General features: G+C 64.6%; 21 protein-coding genes. 8 read left to right on the forward strand and 13 right to left on the reverse strand.

Annotation, left to right across the window (positions count from 1 at the left end; translation table 11 throughout):
* The 6 genes from HU760_RS11640 to HU760_RS11665 all read right to left on the reverse strand — a co-directional run bounded on the left by HU760_RS11640 (position 1) and on the right by HU760_RS11665 (position 5,004).
* The gene (locus tag HU760_RS11640; RefSeq protein WP_186674408.1) at positions 1-1,248 is read right to left on the reverse strand and encodes an SAM-dependent methyltransferase; all 1,248 of its coding nucleotides are present in this window, start codon (positions 1,246-1,248) and stop codon (positions 1-3) included.
* Positions 1,223-2,032, reverse strand: coding sequence for a DUF1365 domain-containing protein (locus HU760_RS11645; RefSeq protein ID WP_186674407.1), 810 nt, complete (start codon positions 2,030-2,032; stop codon positions 1,223-1,225). Before HU760_RS11645 ends, HU760_RS11640 begins: the two co-directional genes overlap by 26 nt.
* On the reverse strand, positions 2,029-3,276 hold the full coding sequence (locus HU760_RS11650; protein WP_186674406.1) for an NAD(P)/FAD-dependent oxidoreductase: 1,248 nt from the start codon (positions 3,274-3,276) through the stop codon (positions 2,029-2,031). The genes HU760_RS11645 and HU760_RS11650 overlap by 4 nt, the downstream gene beginning before the upstream one ends.
* 5 nt (positions 3,277-3,281) lie before the next feature.
* Entirely contained in the window at positions 3,282-4,034 is a 753-nt protein-coding gene (locus tag HU760_RS11655; protein ID WP_186674405.1) for an SDR family NAD(P)-dependent oxidoreductase, read from the reverse strand.
* Complete coding sequence (locus HU760_RS11660; RefSeq protein WP_186674404.1) at positions 4,031-4,453, reverse strand: nuclear transport factor 2 family protein; 423 nt, start codon at positions 4,451-4,453, stop codon at positions 4,031-4,033. The genes HU760_RS11655 and HU760_RS11660 overlap by 4 nt, the downstream gene beginning before the upstream one ends.
* Before the next feature lie 104 nt (positions 4,454-4,557).
* Positions 4,558-5,004 carry a PAS domain S-box protein gene (locus HU760_RS11665; RefSeq protein ID WP_186674403.1) on the reverse strand — a complete coding sequence of 149 codons (447 nt, stop codon included), beginning with the start codon at positions 5,002-5,004 and terminating at the stop codon, positions 4,558-4,560.
* Between the two features lie 146 nt (positions 5,005-5,150).
* Here HU760_RS11665 and HU760_RS11670 point away from each other — a divergent pair, with 146 nt between their 5' ends.
* Positions 5,151-6,038, forward strand: a complete 888-nt coding sequence (locus tag HU760_RS11670) for a MerR family transcriptional regulator (RefSeq protein WP_186674402.1) — start codon at positions 5,151-5,153, stop codon at positions 6,036-6,038.
* Positions 6,039-6,061: 23 nt separating this feature from the next.
* On the opposite strand, the gene HU760_RS11675 is transcribed toward HU760_RS11670, so the two are convergent.
* Together HU760_RS11675 and HU760_RS11680 are read right to left on the reverse strand one after the other, a co-directional pair.
* Positions 6,062-7,303, reverse strand: a complete 1,242-nt coding sequence (locus HU760_RS11675; RefSeq protein WP_186674401.1) for an MgtC/SapB family protein — start codon at positions 7,301-7,303, stop codon at positions 6,062-6,064.
* Positions 7,288-8,109 (reverse strand): helix-turn-helix domain-containing protein, encoded by an 822-nt coding sequence (locus HU760_RS11680; RefSeq protein ID WP_186674400.1) that lies wholly within the window; start codon positions 8,107-8,109, stop codon positions 7,288-7,290. Before HU760_RS11680 ends, HU760_RS11675 begins: the two co-directional genes overlap by 16 nt.
* Before the next feature lie 479 nt (positions 8,110-8,588).
* Between HU760_RS11680 and HU760_RS11685 the strand changes: the two genes are divergently transcribed.
* Complete coding sequence (locus HU760_RS11685) at positions 8,589-9,515, forward strand: universal stress protein (protein ID WP_186674495.1); 927 nt, start codon at positions 8,589-8,591, stop codon at positions 9,513-9,515.
* 26 nt (positions 9,516-9,541) lie between these two features.
* On the opposite strand, the gene HU760_RS11690 is transcribed toward HU760_RS11685, so the two are convergent.
* Positions 9,542-10,090, reverse strand: a complete 549-nt coding sequence (locus HU760_RS11690; RefSeq protein ID WP_186674399.1) for a GNAT family N-acetyltransferase — start codon at positions 10,088-10,090, stop codon at positions 9,542-9,544.
* 184 nt (positions 10,091-10,274) lie between these two features.
* Between HU760_RS11690 and HU760_RS11695 the strand changes: the two genes are divergently transcribed.
* The 5 genes from HU760_RS11695 to HU760_RS11715 are packed head-to-tail and all read left to right on the forward strand — an operon-like array spanning position 10,275 to position 14,631.
* Positions 10,275-11,201 (forward strand): universal stress protein, encoded by a 927-nt coding sequence (locus HU760_RS11695; RefSeq protein WP_186674398.1) that lies wholly within the window; start codon positions 10,275-10,277, stop codon positions 11,199-11,201.
* Positions 11,192-12,559 carry an MBL fold metallo-hydrolase RNA specificity domain-containing protein gene (locus tag HU760_RS11700; RefSeq protein WP_170029613.1) on the forward strand — a complete coding sequence of 456 codons (1,368 nt, stop codon included), beginning with the start codon at positions 11,192-11,194 and terminating at the stop codon, positions 12,557-12,559. Before HU760_RS11695 ends, HU760_RS11700 begins: the two co-directional genes overlap by 10 nt.
* 55 nt (positions 12,560-12,614) lie before the next feature.
* On the forward strand, positions 12,615-13,223 hold the full coding sequence (locus HU760_RS11705; protein WP_186674486.1) for a hypothetical protein: 609 nt from the start codon (positions 12,615-12,617) through the stop codon (positions 13,221-13,223).
* Between the two features lie 57 nt (positions 13,224-13,280).
* The gene (locus HU760_RS11710; RefSeq protein ID WP_186674397.1) at positions 13,281-13,973 is read left to right on the forward strand and encodes a phosphoribosyltransferase; all 693 of its coding nucleotides are present in this window, start codon (positions 13,281-13,283) and stop codon (positions 13,971-13,973) included.
* Between the two features lie 4 nt (positions 13,974-13,977).
* Positions 13,978-14,631, forward strand: coding sequence for a dienelactone hydrolase family protein (locus HU760_RS11715; RefSeq protein WP_186674396.1), 654 nt, complete (start codon positions 13,978-13,980; stop codon positions 14,629-14,631).
* A 17-nt stretch (positions 14,632-14,648) separates the two neighbouring features.
* On the opposite strand, the gene HU760_RS11720 is transcribed toward HU760_RS11715, so the two are convergent.
* From HU760_RS11720 to HU760_RS11730, 3 genes are all read right to left on the reverse strand, one after another.
* The gene (locus tag HU760_RS11720; protein WP_186674395.1) at positions 14,649-16,016 is read right to left on the reverse strand and encodes an erythromycin esterase family protein; all 1,368 of its coding nucleotides are present in this window, start codon (positions 16,014-16,016) and stop codon (positions 14,649-14,651) included.
* A 61-nt stretch (positions 16,017-16,077) separates the two neighbouring features.
* The gene (locus tag HU760_RS11725; RefSeq protein ID WP_170029617.1) at positions 16,078-16,647 is read right to left on the reverse strand and encodes a GNAT family N-acetyltransferase; all 570 of its coding nucleotides are present in this window, start codon (positions 16,645-16,647) and stop codon (positions 16,078-16,080) included.
* Between the two features lie 96 nt (positions 16,648-16,743).
* Positions 16,744-17,628 (reverse strand): universal stress protein, encoded by an 885-nt coding sequence (locus tag HU760_RS11730; protein WP_186674394.1) that lies wholly within the window; start codon positions 17,626-17,628, stop codon positions 16,744-16,746.
* A gap of 213 nt (positions 17,629-17,841) precedes the next feature.
* Here HU760_RS11730 and HU760_RS11735 point away from each other — a divergent pair, with 213 nt between their 5' ends.
* Entirely contained in the window at positions 17,842-18,573 is a 732-nt protein-coding gene (locus tag HU760_RS11735; protein ID WP_186674393.1) for a helix-turn-helix domain-containing protein, read from the forward strand.
* Here the strand turns inward: HU760_RS11735 and HU760_RS11740 are convergent.
* The gene (locus tag HU760_RS11740; protein ID WP_186674392.1) at positions 18,548-19,270 is read right to left on the reverse strand and encodes a hypothetical protein; all 723 of its coding nucleotides are present in this window, start codon (positions 19,268-19,270) and stop codon (positions 18,548-18,550) included. The genes HU760_RS11735 and HU760_RS11740 overlap by 26 nt on opposite strands.
* Positions 19,271-19,310: the final 40 nt, after the last annotated feature.

Consider the following 19,310-nt stretch of genomic DNA (forward strand, 5'->3'; position numbering starts at 1 on the left):
TCAATGCTCGGGAAGCGGGGCGCGCAAGGCTTTGGGCGCGGCCAGCAACAGTTGCGCCACGCCGATCGCACGCTCCTCGAAGCCGCCCTGGCAATAACACAGGTAGAACTCCCACAGACGCTGGAACGCGTCGTCATAGCCCAGGGCTGCCAGGGCGCTGCGCGACTGGCGCAGGTTGTCGTGCCAATGGCGCAATGTGCGCGCGTAGTCCAGGCCGAAATCCTGCAGGTGCACCAGGTTCAGCGGCGTGTGCCGGGTGGCGTTGTGCAGCAGCACGGTCAACGAGGGCAAGGCACCGCCGGGGAAGATATAACGCTGGATGAAGTCCACCGAGCGGCGCGCCTGGTGGTAGCGTTGATCGCGGATGGTGATGGCCTGCAGCAGCATCAGGCCGTCTGGCTTGAGCAGCCGGGCACATTGGTTGAAGTAGTCGGGCAGGTAGCGGTGGCCGACGGCCTCGATCATCTCGATCGACACCAGTTTGTCGAACGTGCCGCGCAAGTCGCGGTAGTCCTCGCGCAGCACGGTTACGCGTTGCGCGAGGCCCAGCGCCTCCACGCGCTGGCGGGTATGCGCATACTGGGCTTCCGACAGTGTCGTGGTGGTCACCCGGCAGCCATACTGGGTGGCGGCGTGAATGGCCAGGCTGCCCCAGCCACAACCGATCTCGATCAAGTGATCGCCGGGGTGCAGGCGGAGTTTCTGGCAGATGTGCTCCAGCTTGTTCAACTGGGCCTGCTCGAGGCTTTGCCCGTCATGCTCGAACATCGCTGCCGAGTACATCATGGTTGGGTCGAGCAGCTGTTCGAACAGGGCGTTGCCCAGGTCGTAGTGCGCCAGGATATTGCGCCTGGCCCCGCGTCGGCTGTTGCGGTTCAGCCAATGCAGCAGCCGCAGCGCCGGCCGCCCCAATCGGGCAAGCCCGCTTTCCATGGCGTCGAGGACCTCGAGGTTGGCCACGAACAGGCGCGTCACGGCGGCCAGGTCAGGGCTGCGCCAGTAGCCGTGGATATACGCCTCGCCGGCGCCGATCGAGCCGTTGCAGGCGATCAGGCGCCAGGCTCTGTCGTCGAGCATTTCCAGTTCGGCCCGCAAGGGGCTGTCGGCGCTGCCGAAACACCATTGCTGGCCACCGTGGGTCACCCGCAGGTAACCGTGGCGCAGCTTGCCGAGCTGAGCGAGCACCAGGCTGCCCAGCCACGGGACCAGTCCGGGAGACTTGCTAACGCTCACGCTGGGATTGTGCATGCTCAGGATCCTCACAAGGTTGGCCGACGGCCAGATTGCCCTGGCTGGCAGCGTGGTCATGGACAGGGGTACGCTTGAACAGCAGGCGCAATGCCTGCCAGTAGATGGCCGACAAGGTACGCAGGCTCATCCACGGGAATGCCAGGATGTGGCGGTGCACCGACCGGCTATCGAGTGGCTGGCGCTGCAGCGCCAGGTCGGCTTCGAACACCTTGTGCCCGGCGTGCCAGTTTTCCATGTGCAGGCGCACGTGTTCGGCATCCAGGTGAAAGCGCAGACGGTAGTTCATGGCCAGCGGCAGGAACGGTGACACATGGAAGGCCTTGGCCATGCAGTAGGGCCGGTCGAGGCCTGCCTGCACCGGCAGCACGTAATGGAAGCGTTCGCGCCAGGGCGTGTTGCGCACTTCCAGCAGGATGGCCACCAGGTGTGCCTCGGCGTCGTGGCAGAAGTAGAAGCTCACCGGGTTGAACGACAACCCCCAGCAGCGCAGCTGGGTCAACAGGCGAACCGGCCCGGTGGGCGCCTGCCCGGTGGCCCGCCCGATCAGGTGGCGGGCGGCATCGGCCAGGCTCAGCCCCTGGCGGGTCAGGTCTGGCAGGTAATCGGTCTCGCGCCAGCACAGCGGCGCCAGGCGCCAGCGCCCGAGCCAGGGCGATAGCGCCGGCAGCCTGTCGGTATCGTCGAGGTCGAGGTCGAACATGCCGATGCGGTAGCGAAACGCGTGCGGGCGTGGCAGCAACCGGCGATGGCCGACCCAGCCCTGGCAAAGCTTGCTGTTCACAATGTTTCTCCGAACCGTTCGGCGACCTTCAGCGCGCTTGCCACGCCGTCCTCGTGGAAGCCGTTGCCCCAGTAGGCGCCGCAGTAATAGCTGTGCAGGTGGCCCTGCAGCTCGGCGTGGCGTGCCTGTGCCGCGGTCGCCGCCAGGCTGTATTGCGGGTGGGCATACTGGAAGCGGGCAAGGATTTGCGTTGGGTCTATCAGCGCGGTCTGGTTGAGGCTGACGCAGAAGGTTTGCGGTGCCTGCAGGCCTTGCAGGATATTCATGTTGTAGGTCAGCGCCGCCGGCGCCTGGGCGGGCCCGCCCAGGCGATAGTTCCAGCTGGCCCAGGCTGCCTTGATGGGCGGCAGCAGGCGAGTGTCGGTATGCAGCACCACGTCGTTGCTGGAATAGCGGATAGCCGAGAGCACCTTGCGCTCGAGGATGCTGGGCGCTTCCAGCAAGGCCAGCGCCTGGTCGCTGTGGCAGGCGAACACCACGCTGTCGAAGCGCTCGGTGCCGGCGGCACTGTGCAGGGTGACCCCGCCGTCGTCGCGTATCACCCGGTACACCTTGCACTCAAGGCGGAGCTGGTCGGCGAACGGTTTGCACAACGGTTCCACGTAACTGCGCGAACCACCCTGGATGACCCGCCACTGCGGACGCTGGTTGACCGACAGCAAACCATGGTTGCGGCAGAACCGTACGAAGAACGCCAGCGGAAAGGCGAGCATGTCGGTGCGCGACATCGACCAGATCGCCGCGCCCATGGGGATGATGTAGTGCTCGATGAAGCGCTGGCCGTAGCCCCCGGCGTGCAGGTACTCACCGAGGGTGAGGTATGTCCGCTGGCGCTGGGCGTCGAGGTCGGCCAACGCTTCGCGGTTGAAGCGCAGGATATCCCTGAGCATGCCCCAGAAACCCACCGACAGCAGATTGCGCCGTTGCGCAAACAAGGTGTTCAGGCTGTGCCCGTTGTAGGCCAGGCCGCTTGCCGGGTCGTGCACCGAGAAGCTCATTTCGGTTGGCAGCGAGGCGACCCCGAGCTGGTCGAGCAGGCGGATGAAATGCGGGTAGGTCCAGTCATTGAAGACGATGAAACCGGTGTCGATGGCGTAGGTCGTGCCGCCACAGCTGACATCGACCGTGTGGGTATGCCCGCCGACCCAGCTGTCGGCTTCGAACACCGTCACTTGATGCCGGCGTGACAGCAGGTAGGCGCAAGTCAGGCCGGAAATGCCGCTGCCAATGATCGCGATACGCATGCGCTTCACCCTTGCTGCCTGCGTGCCAGGCGCAGCCCGATGGCCAGGCGCAGGCGGGCGGGCAACCCGCCGAGCAGCCGCAGCGCCAGGATGAAGCCGCGCGGGAAACTGATTTCCAGCGGTCGCCGGGGCAGGCGGCTGACGATGAAGCGTGCCGCGCGCGAGGCTGTCCACAATTGCGGCATCGGGAAATCGTTGCGCCGGGTCAGCGGTGTGTCGACGAACCCCGGGCTGACCAGGGTGACGTCGATGCCTTCGCTGAACAGGTCGATGCGCAGTGATTCCACCAGGTAGCGCAAGGCCGCCTTGGACGCACCGTAGGCGCCGGCTCGGGGCAGGGCCAGCCAGGACACCGAGCTGCCCACCACCACCAGATGGGGGTGGCTGCCGGCGCGCAGCAAGGGCAGGGCGGCCGCCAGGCAATGGCTGGTCGCCAGCAGGTTGGTGCGCAGCACCCGCTCGATCAGGGCCGGGTCGAACTGCCCCGGCTCCAGGTATTCGCAAGTGCCGGCATTGAGGATGGCGATGTCGAGGCCGCCCCAGGCCTGGTCGATCCGGGCGGCGATCTGCTCGACCTGCTGCGGGTGGTCGAGATCGCCGACCGCCAGCAGTACCTGGCCGGGGAAGCGTTGCACCAACGGCGCCAGGCGTTCGGCATGGCGCCCGCCCACGGCGACCTGGTGGCCTTGTTCGAGCAACTGCTCGGCAAGCGCGGCGCCGATACCGCTGCTTGCGCCGGTCAGCCAGCAGCGGCTCACGTCAGCCGCCCTTTCAGCCAGCGAACCGCGCCGCCGACGACCGGAACGTGCTCATACAACAGCGCCCCGGCGTCGAAGTAGTCCTGGTGGCTGAACACCCGTTCGCGCCATTGCAGGAAGCTGCAACCTTGCAGGCTGACGGGCTCGCCGCCTTTCAGCCGCGGATGGCAGAAGCGCAAGCGCCAGCGCAGGTAACCCTGGCCTGGCCGCACCTCGTCGTAGCCAGCGAAGCTGTAGCTGATATCGCGCGCGTTGGCATACAACTGGCCGAAATAGGCGCGCAACGCATCGAGCCCCTCGATATGGTGCAGCGGATCGCGGAAAGTGACCGAATCGTCATATAGCTCGCTGAGGATGTGCAGGTTGTCGCGCTGAAGGCAGGCGAACCGCTCGGCGAACCGCTGAAGGTAGACGGACATGTGCAGCTCCAGTTAAATCTGTACAAATCACATGATGTGTACAGGTATGACTGAAGCCTATGGCTAAAATTGTACAAGCGCAACGGCCTTGTACAATTATTTGTTCAAGATTTCTGTACGGCTAGCTGCCGACGCAACTCCGCGACTTCCGCCTCCAGCTCTCGCACCCGCTGCTCGGCATGCACCTGCGCCGTGACATCGCGCTGGATGCCGATGTAATAGGTCAGTTCATCGGCGTCATTGTGCACCGGGGTGATGGACAGCTCGTTCCAGAACAAACTACCGTCCTTGCGATAATTGCGAAGCACCTGGCAGCAAGGGCGGCCCTCACGGATCGCTTCGCGAATGCGTTCGAGGGCCACCTGATCGTGGTCATCACCCTGCAGGAAGCGGCAATCCTGGTACAGGATGTCGTCGCTGCGATAACCGGTCAGCCGTTCGAACGCGGGGTTGGCATAGATGAGAATGCTGTCGTTGCCTTCCTGTTCGGCCACGACGATGCCGTCGTTGGAGTTGTCGACCATCAGTTGCAGGAGCTTTGCGTTGATCATTCGAGCCTACCCGGGAGTATGTTCGCACATGCGTCGTCTGGCTCGTCAGGGCAGGCGGCGCGTTTTCCACATGATGGCCCATACTGGCTCGCCGCAGAAGGGGTGGATGAGGCTAGAATGGGCACACCTTGCGGACGAACTCCTGTATGACTGAAACCACCCCCACCGATTTGCTGCCCATGCGTGACGTGGTCAGCCTGACAGGCATCAACCCGGTTACCTTGCGTGCCTGGGAGCGCCGCCATGGGCTGATTCAGCCGCATCGCACCGAAGGCGGCCACCGCCTGTACACGCCCGGCGATGTACAACGTATCCGCGATATCCTGCGCTGGACTGCCAATGGCCTGCCGATCAGCAAGGTGGGGCCGTTGCTCGAACGGCAGCCTGTCGAGTGCCGGCAGGGTGACGAGCAGTTCGCCGATTGGCGCGCAGCGCTGGCGCGGGCGACTGCCGCTTACGATGTACAGGCGCTGGAAGCGCTGCACGGGCAGCTGTTCACGCTGTTGCCGAAAGTGGCCGTGCTCAGGCAGGTGTTGCTGCCGGTGTGGCAGCAACTGCGCAGCAGCAACGCGCCGGGGGCCCGCAGCCAATGGCTGTTTCTCGATTTTTTCCTGCGTGCCCGGCTGCTGCTGCGCCTGCAGTTGAACCAGGCTGCGGCGCCGCGGGTGCTGCTGGTGGCTGGCGACGAACAGGCAGAGCTGGTACTGCTGGGCACTGCACTGGTGCTCAGTGGCGAGCAGCAGCGCATCGAGGTCCTGGGTGGGCCTCTGCCATTGGAAGAGGTGGCGCTGGTGTGTGCGGCGGTACAACCTGCGGCGCTCGTGGTCGCGCTGCAAGGGCCGGCGCATGCCGCGTTGGCCAAGCGCCTGCGCTGGCTGCAGATGGAGATCGCCTGCCCGCTGGCCCTGGCAGGCGAGGGCCCTGCGCTCTCGCAGGCGTTACTCGACGGCGCGCCGGTGTGCCTGCTCGATACCCAACGCGGTGATGTGGCATCGGTGCTCAACGCCTTGCTCAGGGGCGTGCTGGATGTGTGACTCCAGCGGGCATGCAGGCTGTGTCAGCGCATGAGCAGCCCTAGCCACATCGCGCCAAGGATGATCGCCTGGGCCGGCAGCAGATAACGGGCAAATCGTAAACCGCCATTGCTGAGCGCCAACAGGCATTTGCTCAGTGTATTCCCGGTCAGGGCCATCATGCCCGGCACCACCAGATCGACCATCTCCAGCCGCCCGGCCACCACCAGCGAGGCCACCGACGCAATGGCCGCATGGGCATCACCCAGCCCGCTGACGAACGCCGCGATGCTGACGCCGCCGTGGCCCAGATGTTCCAGCAGAAACGCCGAGAACAGGACGATGCCGGTGAGGGCAATGGTAATGATCAGGGCTGTCCAGAGGCTGAAGGCGCCGTCGCCCTGATGCGCCGCGGCTCCGCCTGATGGGGCCCGCCAGGGGGCCAGCAGCAGTACGCCATACACCACGGTAACCAAGGCACCGAGCCCGATGGAGGTCGCGAACGGGCGCACCAGCCGAGGGTCGATGATGAACAGGACCAGGGCGAACTGGGTGATACTGGCGAGGTTGGACAGCACGGCCGCTGCCGCCAGGGCCCTGACGGCAACTTCCTGGCGCCGGGCTTCGTGCGCCAGCAGGGCAATGGTCGCCGAGCCTGAGGCAAAGCCCGAGGCGATTGCACTCAAGGGCAGGCCGTAGCGAGGGCCCATCAGGCGCATGGCGACATGGCCCACCGCACCGACCGTCATCAGCAGCACCACCAGCGTGCAGATGGTGCGCGGGTTGAGCACGTTGTACGGCCCCAGGAACCGGTCGGGTGTCAACGGCAGCACCACCAGGGCTACCGTCAGCAGCATCAGGCCGTCGCGCAGTTCCTGTTCGCTCAGTTGCTGCAGCACGAAATGATGAAGCTCCCGCTGCAGGGCCAGCAGCACGGTCAGCACCACCCCGGCTGCGGTGGCCAGTTCAGGCTCGTCGAGGCTGAGCGCGCCCAGGGTCAACACCAGCAGCAGGGCGATCTCGCTGGTGACTTCGGGGTCCTTGTCGGCATGTTTGCGGTAGTGCATGCACAGCATCAGCACCAGGCCCAGGCTCGCCACCCCGACCAGCATCGCCCCGGCCAGCAGCATGCTGACATAGCCCAGCAGGGCGGTGATGGCGAAGGTCCGCAGCCCGGCGGCAGCGTGGTCTTCGTTGCGGCCTTTCTTGCGTTCGCGTTCTAGCCCGACCAGCATGCCGATGCCCAGCGCTACGGCGCCGTGGCTGACAGTCAGGGTGTCGAGCATGGCGCCTTCGTGGCGTCCTTGTGCGCAGCATCTCCGCCGCCTTGTTCCAGGGCCATCAGCGCAGCCGGGTCGAGAATTTCCACCAGCCGCCCATGCAGGCTGACGATGCCCAGCGCGCGCAGGCGGGCAACCGAACGGCAGACGGTTTCCAGGCGCAGGCCAAGGTACGAGGCCATGTCCTCGCGGGACATGCGCAACATGAAGCCATGGGCCGAGTAGCCGCGGCTGACAAAGCGCCGCGACAGCCCGACCAGGAAGCTCGCCAGGCGCTGTTCGGCGGTGAGGTTGCACAGCATCAGCACACGCTGGTGCTCGCGCACGATCTCCCGGCTCATCAAGCGGTTCAGGCTTTGCTGCAGCACCGGAAACTCTCGCGCCAGGGTTTGCAGGCGGCGGTAGGGTACCGGGCAGACTTCGCTGTCTTCCAGGGCAATGGCGTCGCACACATGGCGCTCGGTGGCAATCGCATCGAGGCCGAGCACGTCACCCGGCATCCAGAAGTTGATCACCACGCCCTGGCCTTCGACGCTGTTCAGGCTGGTCTTGAAACTGCCGCAGCGCACCGCATAGAGCATGGTCAGTGGGTCGTTGGCATTGAACAACGCTGCGCCTTTGCGAACGCGCATGCGTGGGCCTATCAATGCGCCCAGGCAGCTGTGGTCGAGAACGGGCAGGCCGGTGGGCAGGCACAGGCCGCTGACACGGCAGTCCCTGCACAGGGACACCAGCGGTTTCAGGTGGATGGGGTTTGCCGCATGCAACGGGGCTGGCGGGTCGAGCAGCGTGACTTTCAGTTGGCCGGTCATGTTCAGAGCCTCGTCGTGCATCGGAGGTCGGTGTGCTTCGCTGCGCGCGCATGGTGCGCGTCGGCCAGCATGTCAAGGGAGTGTGGGGCGTTGAGGCGGGTTGTAAGCCGCTCGGCAAACTGCTCGGCTTCGGCGGCCGTTCTGAAACTCACCCGGCAATCGTCTATGCAAACCCACCAGCGGTTCTGTTCGGTATCGTTCTCGACGCAAACCTTCATTGGAGCCTCCAAAGCATGCATGAGCTAGACGACTGCTGACTGATGCAACACGAAGGCGTCCCTGCCGACAGCGGGGTATGGCCCAGGGCGGATATGAAGATAGCCTGCGCCGTCAAAACGCTGGGATATTGATCCGCATCAAGTTTGCGTGCCGTGGCCCATGCCGTCTGTCTGCAGTGGGCTGTGCTTGACAAACATCAAGTCCGCCAGGCGCGGTTGGCCGATGCTCCACGTTACGTACCGCAACCGCAGAGGTGTGCCATGGAAACCCCGCAAAGACTGCTGCTGATTGCCTCCCCGCTGATGCGCCGGACCCCGGTCTATGACCGTGCCGCAGCGCTGGCCAAGGCCAAGGGGATGGCGCTGCACATCGTCGCTTTCGACTACCTGGAAGGGCTGGCCACGGCAGGCCTGGTCAACGACCAGGCACTGGCTGTGATGCGCGAGGGCTATGTCAAGCAACACCGTGAATGGCTGGAGACACAGGCGCTACCGATGCGGCGCAACGGGGTCACGGTTACCACGGAAGTGGTGTGGGTACAGCACCCGTTGAAGGAAATACTCGTGCATTTGCGCGAACAACCCTTCGCCATGCTGATCAAGGCATTCGAACACGAGCCCTGGTGGATGCGCGCCATGTTCACCTCGCTGGATATCCAGCTGCTGCGCGAAACCCGCATCCCGCTGCACCTGGTGCACAAGGCCAGCAATGCGCTGCCACGCAAGATCCTTGCAGCGGTCGACCTGTCCCGGCCGGAAGACCAGTTTGAAGGCTTCAATGACCAGATCATCGGCGAAGCGTTGAAGCTGGCCTTGCAGTGCAACGCGCAGATCGAATTGTTGTATGTCTACGATCTGGGCGCCATGTACGTGGACGCCGGCGGTGGCCGCGAGCATTCCTTCCTGTTCGAATCGAACCTCGCCCAGACCCTGCACGAAGTGCAGAGCGATGCGTTCCAGGCGCTTGCCGAACGCAACGGGATCGCCGCCGAACACCGCCATATGCGCATAGGCGACCCGGCCAAGGCCCTGGCCGTGTTCATGGACAACAATGACATCGATGTGCTGGTCATGGGCAGTTATCACCATCATGGTATCGGCTGGTTCATCGGCAGTACCGCCGAGCGGGTTCTGCACCGGCTGTCCAGCAGCGTGCTGGTGATATCGCCGGAGCGTTCCCAGGGGTAGCAGCAAGGCCCGCAAGGGCCTTGTTTTCAACTGCGCAGGTCAAGCTCGTGGAGGATCTCGCTGACGTCGCCGCCCAGGTAGCGTGAGGTGAAACCCAGCGCCTTGGTCAGCCGGTGCATGGCGTAGTTGTTCGCCAGGTCCCTGGACACCATGCACTGGTAGCCATTGCTGCGCGCCGCGTCGATCAGGTGTGTCATCAGGCGCCTGCCGAGGCCTTTGCGCTGCCAGGCTTCATCGACCGCGACCGCACATTCGCACTGTTGGCTGCCAGGTATGCCGGCATAGCGGCTGACACCGACCTGGACCAGCTTGCCCTCGACATGCGCCAGTGCGATGTAGGCCATGCGCTGGTGGTAATCAACCGGCATCCGCAGCGTGTCCAGGCTCGGCCAGCCGCCGCTCAGCCCGGCGATGAAACGGAACCGCCGGGTTTCGTAGGCGATGGTGCTGAGGAAGCGCTTGTCCCTTTCGTGGTCCTCCTCGCGCAGTGGGCGGATCAGCACTGGCGTACCGTCCGCGAGCTTTTCGACCCAGTGCTCGCACGCCTGGGGCTGTTCAGTTGGCTGCCCGTTCATGTCGCCTCCCGGTTGGCTGATGTTTGCCTGCTGCTGCTGTTGTAACGCCAGGCGCCGGTGCGGTTCTGACAATCGTCAAGTTCCGGCCGGGTGGCGGTTTTCTGATCTGCATCAAGCGGCATCAGGCCAGTGGCCGGAAGATTTCCTGCATCACCCCCCAGCCGCGCAAGCCCGGAGGTTCGCCATGGGTCAATATCGACAACTGCTGGTGCTGCTCACCGAGGTCGATCCGCATTCCGCGGCGTTGCGCAGGGGCCTGGCCCTGGCGCATGTCAGCGGCGCCAGCGTGCACGTGCTGGGCTTGTTCGAGCCGAGCGAGGAACACCTGCTGCGCGAAGAGCGGCTGAACGAGGCTGATATCAAGCGCCAGTACGAAGTCTATCGCGAGCGCCTGGCGGCCCTGGTCGAGCGGCACCGCAACAGTGGCGTCGCGCTGACCGTCGATAGCCTGCACGCCGACGACATTCGCAGCCAGGCCATCGACTACATCAACGAACTGCAGCCCGACATGGTCATCAAGGACAGCGAGGCTGCAGCGACCCTGGTCCGTTTGTTCAGTACCCCGCTGGACTGTGCGTTGATGCGAGGTTGCAAGGGCGTCACCCAGTTCGTGCCGGCGGCGGCGGTGTCGTTGCCGCAACGTATCCTGGTCGCCGTGGACACCGCGTTCAGCGAGACGCCAGCCATCCAGGAACACTTCAACCGGGGGCTGATCCGTGCAGCCCAGGCCCTGGCCTTGCAGTGTGACGCGCAATTGCACCTGCTGTCGGCGTACAACCTGGCCGGGGTATTCGCTTCGGACATGAACGTCACCCAGGCCTGGATCGATGAAATGCGCGAGGCACTGCAGGAACCGTTCGCGGAACTGGCCGATGCCGAAGGGGTCGCAGCGGACCGCCGGCACTTTATCGAAGGTGGCCCGGTGCAGGTCATCCGTGAACAGGTGGCCGCCCTGGATATCGATGCGGTGGTGATGGGGGTGGTGCAGCCCAAGGGGCTGGACAAGCTGCTGGGTGACACCACCGAGCGCATCGTCGGCCGTCCGCCGTGCAGTGTGCTTGCGGTTCATCCTGAGGCGGCCGAAACCTGGGAGCCCTCGCCATGCAACTGACTTTTCTGGGTGGCACCGGCACCGTGACCGGCAGCAAGTTCCTGTTGACCCGTGACAGTACCCGGATACTGGTCGACTGCGGGCTGTTCCAGGGCTACAAGCAGCTGCGCCTGCGCAACTGGGAGCCGCTGCCTCCGGCCTTGCGGGCGCTCGATGCGGTGGTGCTGACCCATGCCCACCTCGACCACAGCGGCTACCTGCCAGTACTGGCGCGCGAAGGCTACAGCGGGCCGATCTATGCCACCCCGGCGACCTGTGCCCTGGCGGAAATCCTCCTGCTCGACAGCGCCCGCTTGCAGGAAGAGCAGGCCGAACACGCCAATCGCCACGGCTACTCCAAGCATACCCCGGCACGCCCGCTGTACACCGAGGAGGATGCGAAACGCGCCCTGGCACTGTTTCGCCCGGTCGAACTGCACCACCCAATGGTGATTGCCGAGGGTATGGAGCTGCTGTTGCGCACTGCCGGGCATATCCTCGGCGCGGCCACCGTGCAGATCCATGCCGACGGGCAGACCTTGCTGTTTTCCGGCGACCTGGGACGCCCGCAGGACCCGATCATGCGCGAGCCGGAGCTGGTCAGGACGGCGGACGTGCTGCTGGTGGAATCCACCTATGGTGATCGCAAGCATCCCGCCGAGTCGACCGAGGCGTATCTGGCCAAGGTCATCAACCAGACGCTCCTGCGCCATGGCATCACCCTGGTGCCGTCGTTTGCCGTTGGCCGTGCCCAGTTGCTCATGTACTACCTGTACAAGCTCAAGCGCGACCGGCTGATCCCGGATATACCGGTGTACCTGAACAGCCCCATGGCCACCGACGCCACTGTGCTGTATCAGCAGTTCCGCAGCGAGCATCGACTGACCCTGGCCGAGTGCGCCGCGATGTGCAAGGGCACGCATATCGTCCGTACGGTGGATGAATCCAGGCATCTGGACCAGTTGCGCGAGCCTGCCGTGATCATCGCCGCCAGTGGCATGGCGACCGGTGGGCGGGTATTGCACCATCTCAAGGCGCTGGCGCCCAACCCGCGCAACAGCATCCTGTTCTCGGGCTTCCAGGCCGGCGGCACGCGCGGTGCCGATATCGTTGCAGGTGCCCACAGCGTGCGCCTGCAGGGCGAGGATGTGCCCATCCGGGCGCAGGTATATGCCATGGACACCCTCTCCGCACACGCCGATGCCGACGAGATCATCGAATGGTTGCGTGGCTTCACTCGGCCGCCGCGGCAGACCTACGTCATTCATGGCGAACCGCATGCCGCCGACACATTGCGACGGCGGATCTGCCTTGAGCTGGGTTGGCAGGTGTGTGTGCCCGATTACCAGGAAACCGTTGCCATCGACCCGGTGCGCTAGCCCGGTGTGGGAGGTATGCATGAATACGCAAGCGAGGGCGAAACTGCGGGCCTGGATGCACCGGCCCAGAGGCAGCCTGGGTTGGATCGTGGCCATCGTCGCTCTACTGGTGGCGGCGTCCGCCTATCGTGCAGTCAGCCCGAGCTGGCGCCTGCCGATGCGCGACCCCGCGGTATTGCTGGCCTTGCTGGCGTTGAGCGTGGCGCTGGGCTGGGCGGTGCAGCGGGGCGTGAAGCGCACGGTGGGCAAGGCCATATTCGCTGGCCAGGCAACCGGCTGGCAGGCCAGGCTGGCCTTCCTTCGCTCGGTAACCCGGGAGTCGAACATCCTGTTGGCGATGCTGTTGCTCCTGGTTTTGTTGGGCGGGGGGACCTTGTGGTTGGCGGGGAACGCGGCGGCGCGCATCGTCGACAGCTGCGCAGCCAATCTGCAGGCTCAGGTGGACATACCCGAGGATGAGAAGCTTGCCGCGCTGGTCGGCAAACCGGTGTGCACGTGCCTGGCGCAGGCGTTCTTGCAGCGCAACGGGGTGCTGCGCCTGGCCTTGCTCGGAACCCCCCTGCAGGAAGTGGCCGGCTTGCAGGCGCTGACTGCCGATGACGAGCAACGCTGCCTGGCGCAGTTCGACCTGCTGCCCGAAGAGGCTCAGGCGACCACGCCATGACTCGGCATCAGCCACAAACCGAAACGATGGGCGCCCATGGCGGCGCGGGAGGTTTCCATGTCACATGACCTTGCTCTGCAAACGCTGTTCCCAGACCGCAGCGAGGCCGGGCGTTGTCTGGTCGAACCGCTAGCCGGATATGACGGCAGGTCTGACGTGATCGTGCTGGCACTGCCGCGTGGGGGTGTTCCCGTGGCTTATGAAGTGGCGATTGCGCTCAAGGTCCGTCTCGACCTGCTGGTGGTGCGCAAGCTTGGCATGCCGTTTCATCCCGAGCTTGCCATGGGCGCAATTGCCACGGGCGGTGTGACATTCCTCAACGATGACGTGTTGCGGGCTTACCCCGTCGACCCGGCGCTGTTCGACGCTGTGGTCGCCGAGGAAACCCGGGAACTGGCGCGGCGGGAGCATGCTTACCGGGGCGGCCGCCCACCGCTGCAACTCAAGGATCAGGTGGTGATCCTGATCGATGATGGCCTGGCGACCGGCGCGACCATGCGGGCGGCCATCCTGGCCGTGCGCGCGCAGTCACCTGCGCGGATCGTGGTGGCGGTGCCGGTCGCGCCGCCGGAAACGTTGCAGGCGATGTACGGCGAAGTGGATGAACTGGTATGCCCGTTGGTACCCGAGCGGATGGTTTCGGTTGGTTACTGGTACCAGGACTTCCCGCAGGTTTCGGACGCCGAAGTCACCGCGCTGATGCGCCAAGCTGACAGGCAGGCTGCTGTCCAAGGGCCTGCCCAGGAGTGAGGACATGACTGAAGTACGATCGCAGACAATGAAGCTGCCAGGTGTCGAATTGCTTGCCGACCTGCGTTTGCCAACCGCTACCCATGCACTGGTGATCTTCGCTCATGGCAGCGGTAGCGGTCGTCTGAGTGCACGCAATCAGTACGTCGCCGACAGGCTCGCGGCACGTGGCCTGGGATCGTTGCTGTTTGACCTGCTGACGCAGGACGAGCAGCAGCTGGACAACCAGACCGGTGAATTGCGCTTTGACATCCCGCTGTTGGCCAAGCGCTTGATCGATGTCGTCGACTGGGTTGGGCGCGACCCGCAACTGCACACCTTGCGCGTTGGTTTGTTCGGTGCAAGCACAGGTGCCGCGGCAGCGCTGTGTGCGGCTGCAGAGCGCCCGGGCGTGGTGGCGGCAGTGGTCAGCCGGGGTGGCAGGACGGACCTGGCCGGGCCGGTGCTGGCGCGGGTGAAAGCGCCGACTTTGCACATTGCAGGCAGTAACGATGCGCAGGTGCTGGAGTTGAACCGCCTGGTTGGGCGCAGCTTGCATTGCGCGCATCGCCTTGAAGTGGTGCCGGGCGCTTCGCATCTGTTCGAAGAGCCTGGCACCCTGGGCAAGGCTGCCGCCCTTGCTGGCGACTGGTTTGTCACGCACTTGCAAGCCGCCTGAAGCCTGGCCACAGGCTTTCACACACCGAACGGATAGGTCTCGTCCTCCGGCTCCAGGTGCTGGCGTGTCGGTAACGGCAGCGCACTGACCGGGTGTGTTTGCTCGAACCACAGCAGGGCATCGAATTGCTCGGCCAGCACGGCGTCGAAGTAATGGCTGAGCCGTTCGCTTTCCGGGCGATAGATGACACCGATGGCGCGCTCGAGCAACGGCGTCGACAACATCCGACGCAGCTCCTTGCGCTGCGGGTCGCGCCAGTCGGTGAGGGAGGCCGGTATGCCGGCCAGGTGGAACTGGTGCTCCCAGCTGTCTGCACGGGGGGGCCGGATATTCTTGATATGCATGTCGCCATCCCAATCGTCGGCGGCGGCCACCTGGCCTCGGCCGGTGGCCATGCCGACCAGCACGGCATCTTGCCCAAAGGCGTTGCGGCACAGCTGGCCGATGTTGAACTGGCCTTTCCAGCCCATCTCTGTAGCGCCAGCGTTGCCGATATGCGAATTGTGCGCCCACACCACCGCCTTGGCGTGCGGCCCACGGCGTTCCAGCAGCGCACGCAGGGTATCGAACATGTGCCGGTCGCGCAGGTTCCAGGAGGCGGCCGACCCCCGATAGATGGCGCGGTAGTATTGCTCCGCAGCGATGATCACCCGGGCATTCTGCGTGGCATTGAAAAATGCTTCGTCATTGCGTATCAGCCCGGAGAGTTGTTCGGCGAGCATGACATTCAGCTGCTGGACTACCGGTTGCTCGCAAGGCATGACGCCGCCCCGCTCGACAAAGTGGCCATATTGCGCCGGGTCGTCCTGCCAGGGCGTCAGGCAACCGTAGCGCCGACGGGCCTCATGGGCCAGTTTTGAGTCGACCCGGTCCAGATAGGCCAGCACCTCATGGATGGAATTACGCAGGCTGTAGACGTCCAGCCCTCGGAACTCCACGCGAAGGTCATCGGCGAGCAGGCGATTATGCCCATGCAGCCACTGGGCAAAGGCCTTGACTTCGCCGTTGCGCCACATCCAGGTCGGGAAGCGGCTGAATATATGGCGTTTCCATGCTGAATGCGCCAGGCCCCGGACATACTGGTCGACATGCCCGGCATCCGGCCAGTCGGCCTCGACGGCCACGATGTTGAAACCATGCTGCTCGATCAGCCGTCGGGTAATCGCTGCACGGGCGCGATAGAACTCGCTGCTGCCGTGGCTCGCCTCACCAAGCAGGACCACCCGGGCGTCAGCGTAGCGGTCGAACAGTGCCGCGAAGGCCGGTGTGTCCAGGTCCGGCAGGGGTTCGGCATATTGATGCAGCAGTGGCGCGATATCGGCGATTTCGACCTGATACTGCTGGCCATAGAGCCTTTCCATCAATTTTTTCGAGGGGCCGTTCATGGGCATGCTCCCATAGGCAGGCCGCCGCGCCACAAGGGATGATGGTGCGGCGGCCCTGGGGTCAGTTCAGGACCAGCCGGTGGATCACCTGGCTCGGGTCATCCGGGTCGGTGGCCGTGGTGAATCCTGCCGCCTTGGCCAGATCGCGCATTGCCTGGTTGGCGGCGGAGTCGATCGAGTACATCTGCCGGAAGCCCTTGGCGCGGGCATGGTCGGTGAGGTGCTTGAGCAGCAGGCGGCCCAGGCCGTGGTGCTGCCAGCTGTCGAGTACGGTGACGGCGCACTCGCATTCATCCTTGTCTGTGCAGGCGGCATAGCGGGAAATACCCACTTCCTGCAGTTCGCCGTCGACATGGGCCAGGGCGACGAAAGCCGCCTGTCGGTCCTGGTCGACCTTCATCAGTTGGTCGAGCATCGCCTCGCCGGGCTCCTTGAGCTGGCACAGGAAGCGAAAATGCCGCGACTCGGGCGACAGGCGTTCGATGAAGGCCCTCTCGCGTTCCCGGTCCTTGGCTTGCAAGGGCCGGATCAGTACGTGGGTGCCGTTTTCCAGGGCTTCGATCCAGTGCTCGCCAGCGGGCGTCGGAAACGAAGGCAGGGTATGTGGACGGGAAGTCTCGGCGGGCGCCATGGCAATGTCCTCTGCGTGTTATGAACAAGGGACGTTCAGTGTCGGCTTTCGGCCTTGCGCTGACTTGATACTTGTCAATTGCCCGCGCACCGCCTGTTAGGCCGGTGAAACAAGCGAATCGAACAGGCCTGGGGAGCGAAGGTTGGCCACGCGGTCATCGCTGGCGTTGGCATTGACCACCAGCAAGCTGCATTGCAAATGGTTCATCAGATAGCTCAACGTATCGCGCTGCCGGGCGTTCAGCGGGCTTGCGATCACTACCAGGTCGTAGCCACAGCGATTGGCATAGGCGCAGAGGGTATGGGCACAGGCGCCGACGATCAGATGATGATGAACGGCGGGGATACCGAGCTGCGCGGCAAAGCCTCTGACCTCGGCCACGAGGGTTTCGTAGCGAGGGATTTCCGCCAGGCTGTAGTGCTTGCTGTGACGCAGCAAAGCCGCCTGGTCGTAGACGGTGAACAGATGCATGCGGGCCTTGCGCGCTTGGCTGATGGCCCTGGCCACTGCAACCACATGCGTGTTCAGCGCTATCTGGTCAAGGTCTTCGCAGCTGGCTGGCGCGGCGACGAACAACTTGCCATGACTGCGAATGGGCTGTTCCTGCGCTGACAGCACGGGGCAGGGCGCCTGCTGCATCAGCATGAGCACGAAGTCGGCGCCAGCGTCTGCCTGCACCAGCGCCGGGTCCAGGATCAGCAGGTCGGCGGTGCATGCCTTGGCAAGCCTGACCAGCGCATTCACCCCAGGCTTGAGCACAACGACTTCGGCATTGATGCGAACGCCTCTGTCGAGCAGGTCCGTGGCCAGGCTTTTCTGGCGAGCCCGAATGTCGACGCGCTTTCCGTCGGACCCGGCCGAGCCAAGGATGGCCACCGTCACCGTGGCGTCGACGGCCGTGGCCAGGTCGATCGCCTGTTCCATGGCCGCACTGTAGCGATTCTGACTGGGTGCAACGACAACCAGGCTACGGATTTGCATGATAGGCACCCTCTTGGTTGGCATGGCCGCTCTGTAGGCAAGCAGGGGTAATGCATTACGCGACGCTAGAGCATGCAGCAGGTGCATTGGCTGGGTTTGACCTGCATCAATTCCCGCCGTGGGGCGGCCGACCCTTGGTCGCCAACCCCGCAAACAGTCAGTGCGCCAGCTAGTTTGAATATATGGCCACGCGCAAAAGGCGGAGGCGTCATCATGTCAGGCCCTATGGATCTGGGGGCGAGGCCCCATGTGAAGTGCCTTGCATGCTCGTTGAGCCGACTTTGTCTGCCCGCCAGCCTGAGTGCGGAGGAAGTGGACAGGCTGGAGCGCATCGTTCGCCGCAACCGCCCGTTGAAGCGCGGCGAGTACCTGTTCAAGGCCGAAGAGCCGATGGAACAGGTATTTGCCCTGCGCTCGGGGGCAATCAAGCACTTTCTGCTCGACGCCGATGGCAACGAGCGGATCGGCGGCTTCATCCTGCCCGGTGAAATGCTGGGCCTGGATGCCATCGGCGCCAGTCATTACCGAGGCTTTGCTGTGGCGCTGGAGGTCTCGCTGGTCTGTGCCATCAGGCTCGACCAGCTGATGGATCTCTCCGGCCAGATTCCGGGGCTGCGTTATCAGCTGTTGCATATGCTCAGCCTGGGCATCCAGGGCAAGGACGAGCAGTTGCGCTGCTGCCACGGGCGTGCCGAGCAGCGGCTGGCGATCTTCCTGCTGGGCATGTCGGCGCGTTACCAGGCGCGCGGGTTGCGGGCTGATGTGTTCAACCTGCCGATGTCGCGCGGCGATATTGCCAACTACCTGGACCTGACCCTGGAAACCGTCAGCCGGCTGTTCGGTCGTTTCGCCCAGGCCGGGTTTCTGCAATGCAGCGGGCGCGAAGTCAGGCTTGTCGACCCGCAAGGCCTGGCCAACCTCACCCGCCTGGAGGAACCCACTTGAGTGCCGCCAGCACCCGGTCATAGCGTTGCACAGGCCACTCCAGGTGGGGCGGGCCGCCCCAGGCTGGGCGTGGCAGATGATCCGTGCGCAACCAGATGCGCTGCGCGGCAATGCCTGTCTGCCAGCACAGGCGGGCAGCCTGGCGCGCCACCTGGGGTGGCGCGCAACAATACACCGTGTCCGGCCGAAAGGTGTCCAGCGTTCGCTGCAATTGCAGCCAGCCGCTGCTGCTGTCGTGCGCCAGCGCCGCAAGCCAGGTTGGACAAGCGTCTGGCAGGCGTTCGGCAGGGATACCCGCATGAGACAAGCTCACCTGGACCCAAGGCAGCCAGCAACGGATTTCATCCAGCACCGCCAACAGCGGCAACAGGCCTTCGGCGCGGCTGATGGCCAGCAGCCTTGCGCTTTGCAGGGGCAGCGGCCAGGCGTTGCCAAGCGGCCCGGAATAGCCGAACAGGTCACCGGCCTGCCCCACGGGTTTCACGCTGCAGGTGGCCACCAGAAAGCGACCGCTGGCGCCAGGCAGGCTCACATAACTGCAGGGCCAGCATTCGTTGTGGCTGCTCAGCAGGCAGTACTGGCCTGGCATCGCTTCGCTACGTTGCGGGCTGCAAAGGGCCAGGCGCAGGTATTGCTGGGTACCGGAGCCCGGCACCGCCTCGAGTAAGCGGACGCTTGCACTGCCGCCCCGGCCCATAGTCGCCTCGCACTGTATGTGGTGACCTTGCTTGATTCAG

Source organism: Pseudomonas oryzicola (assembly GCF_014269185.2).
In the GTDB taxonomy this organism is placed as follows: Bacteria; Pseudomonadota; Gammaproteobacteria; order Pseudomonadales; family Pseudomonadaceae; genus Aquipseudomonas; species Aquipseudomonas oryzicola.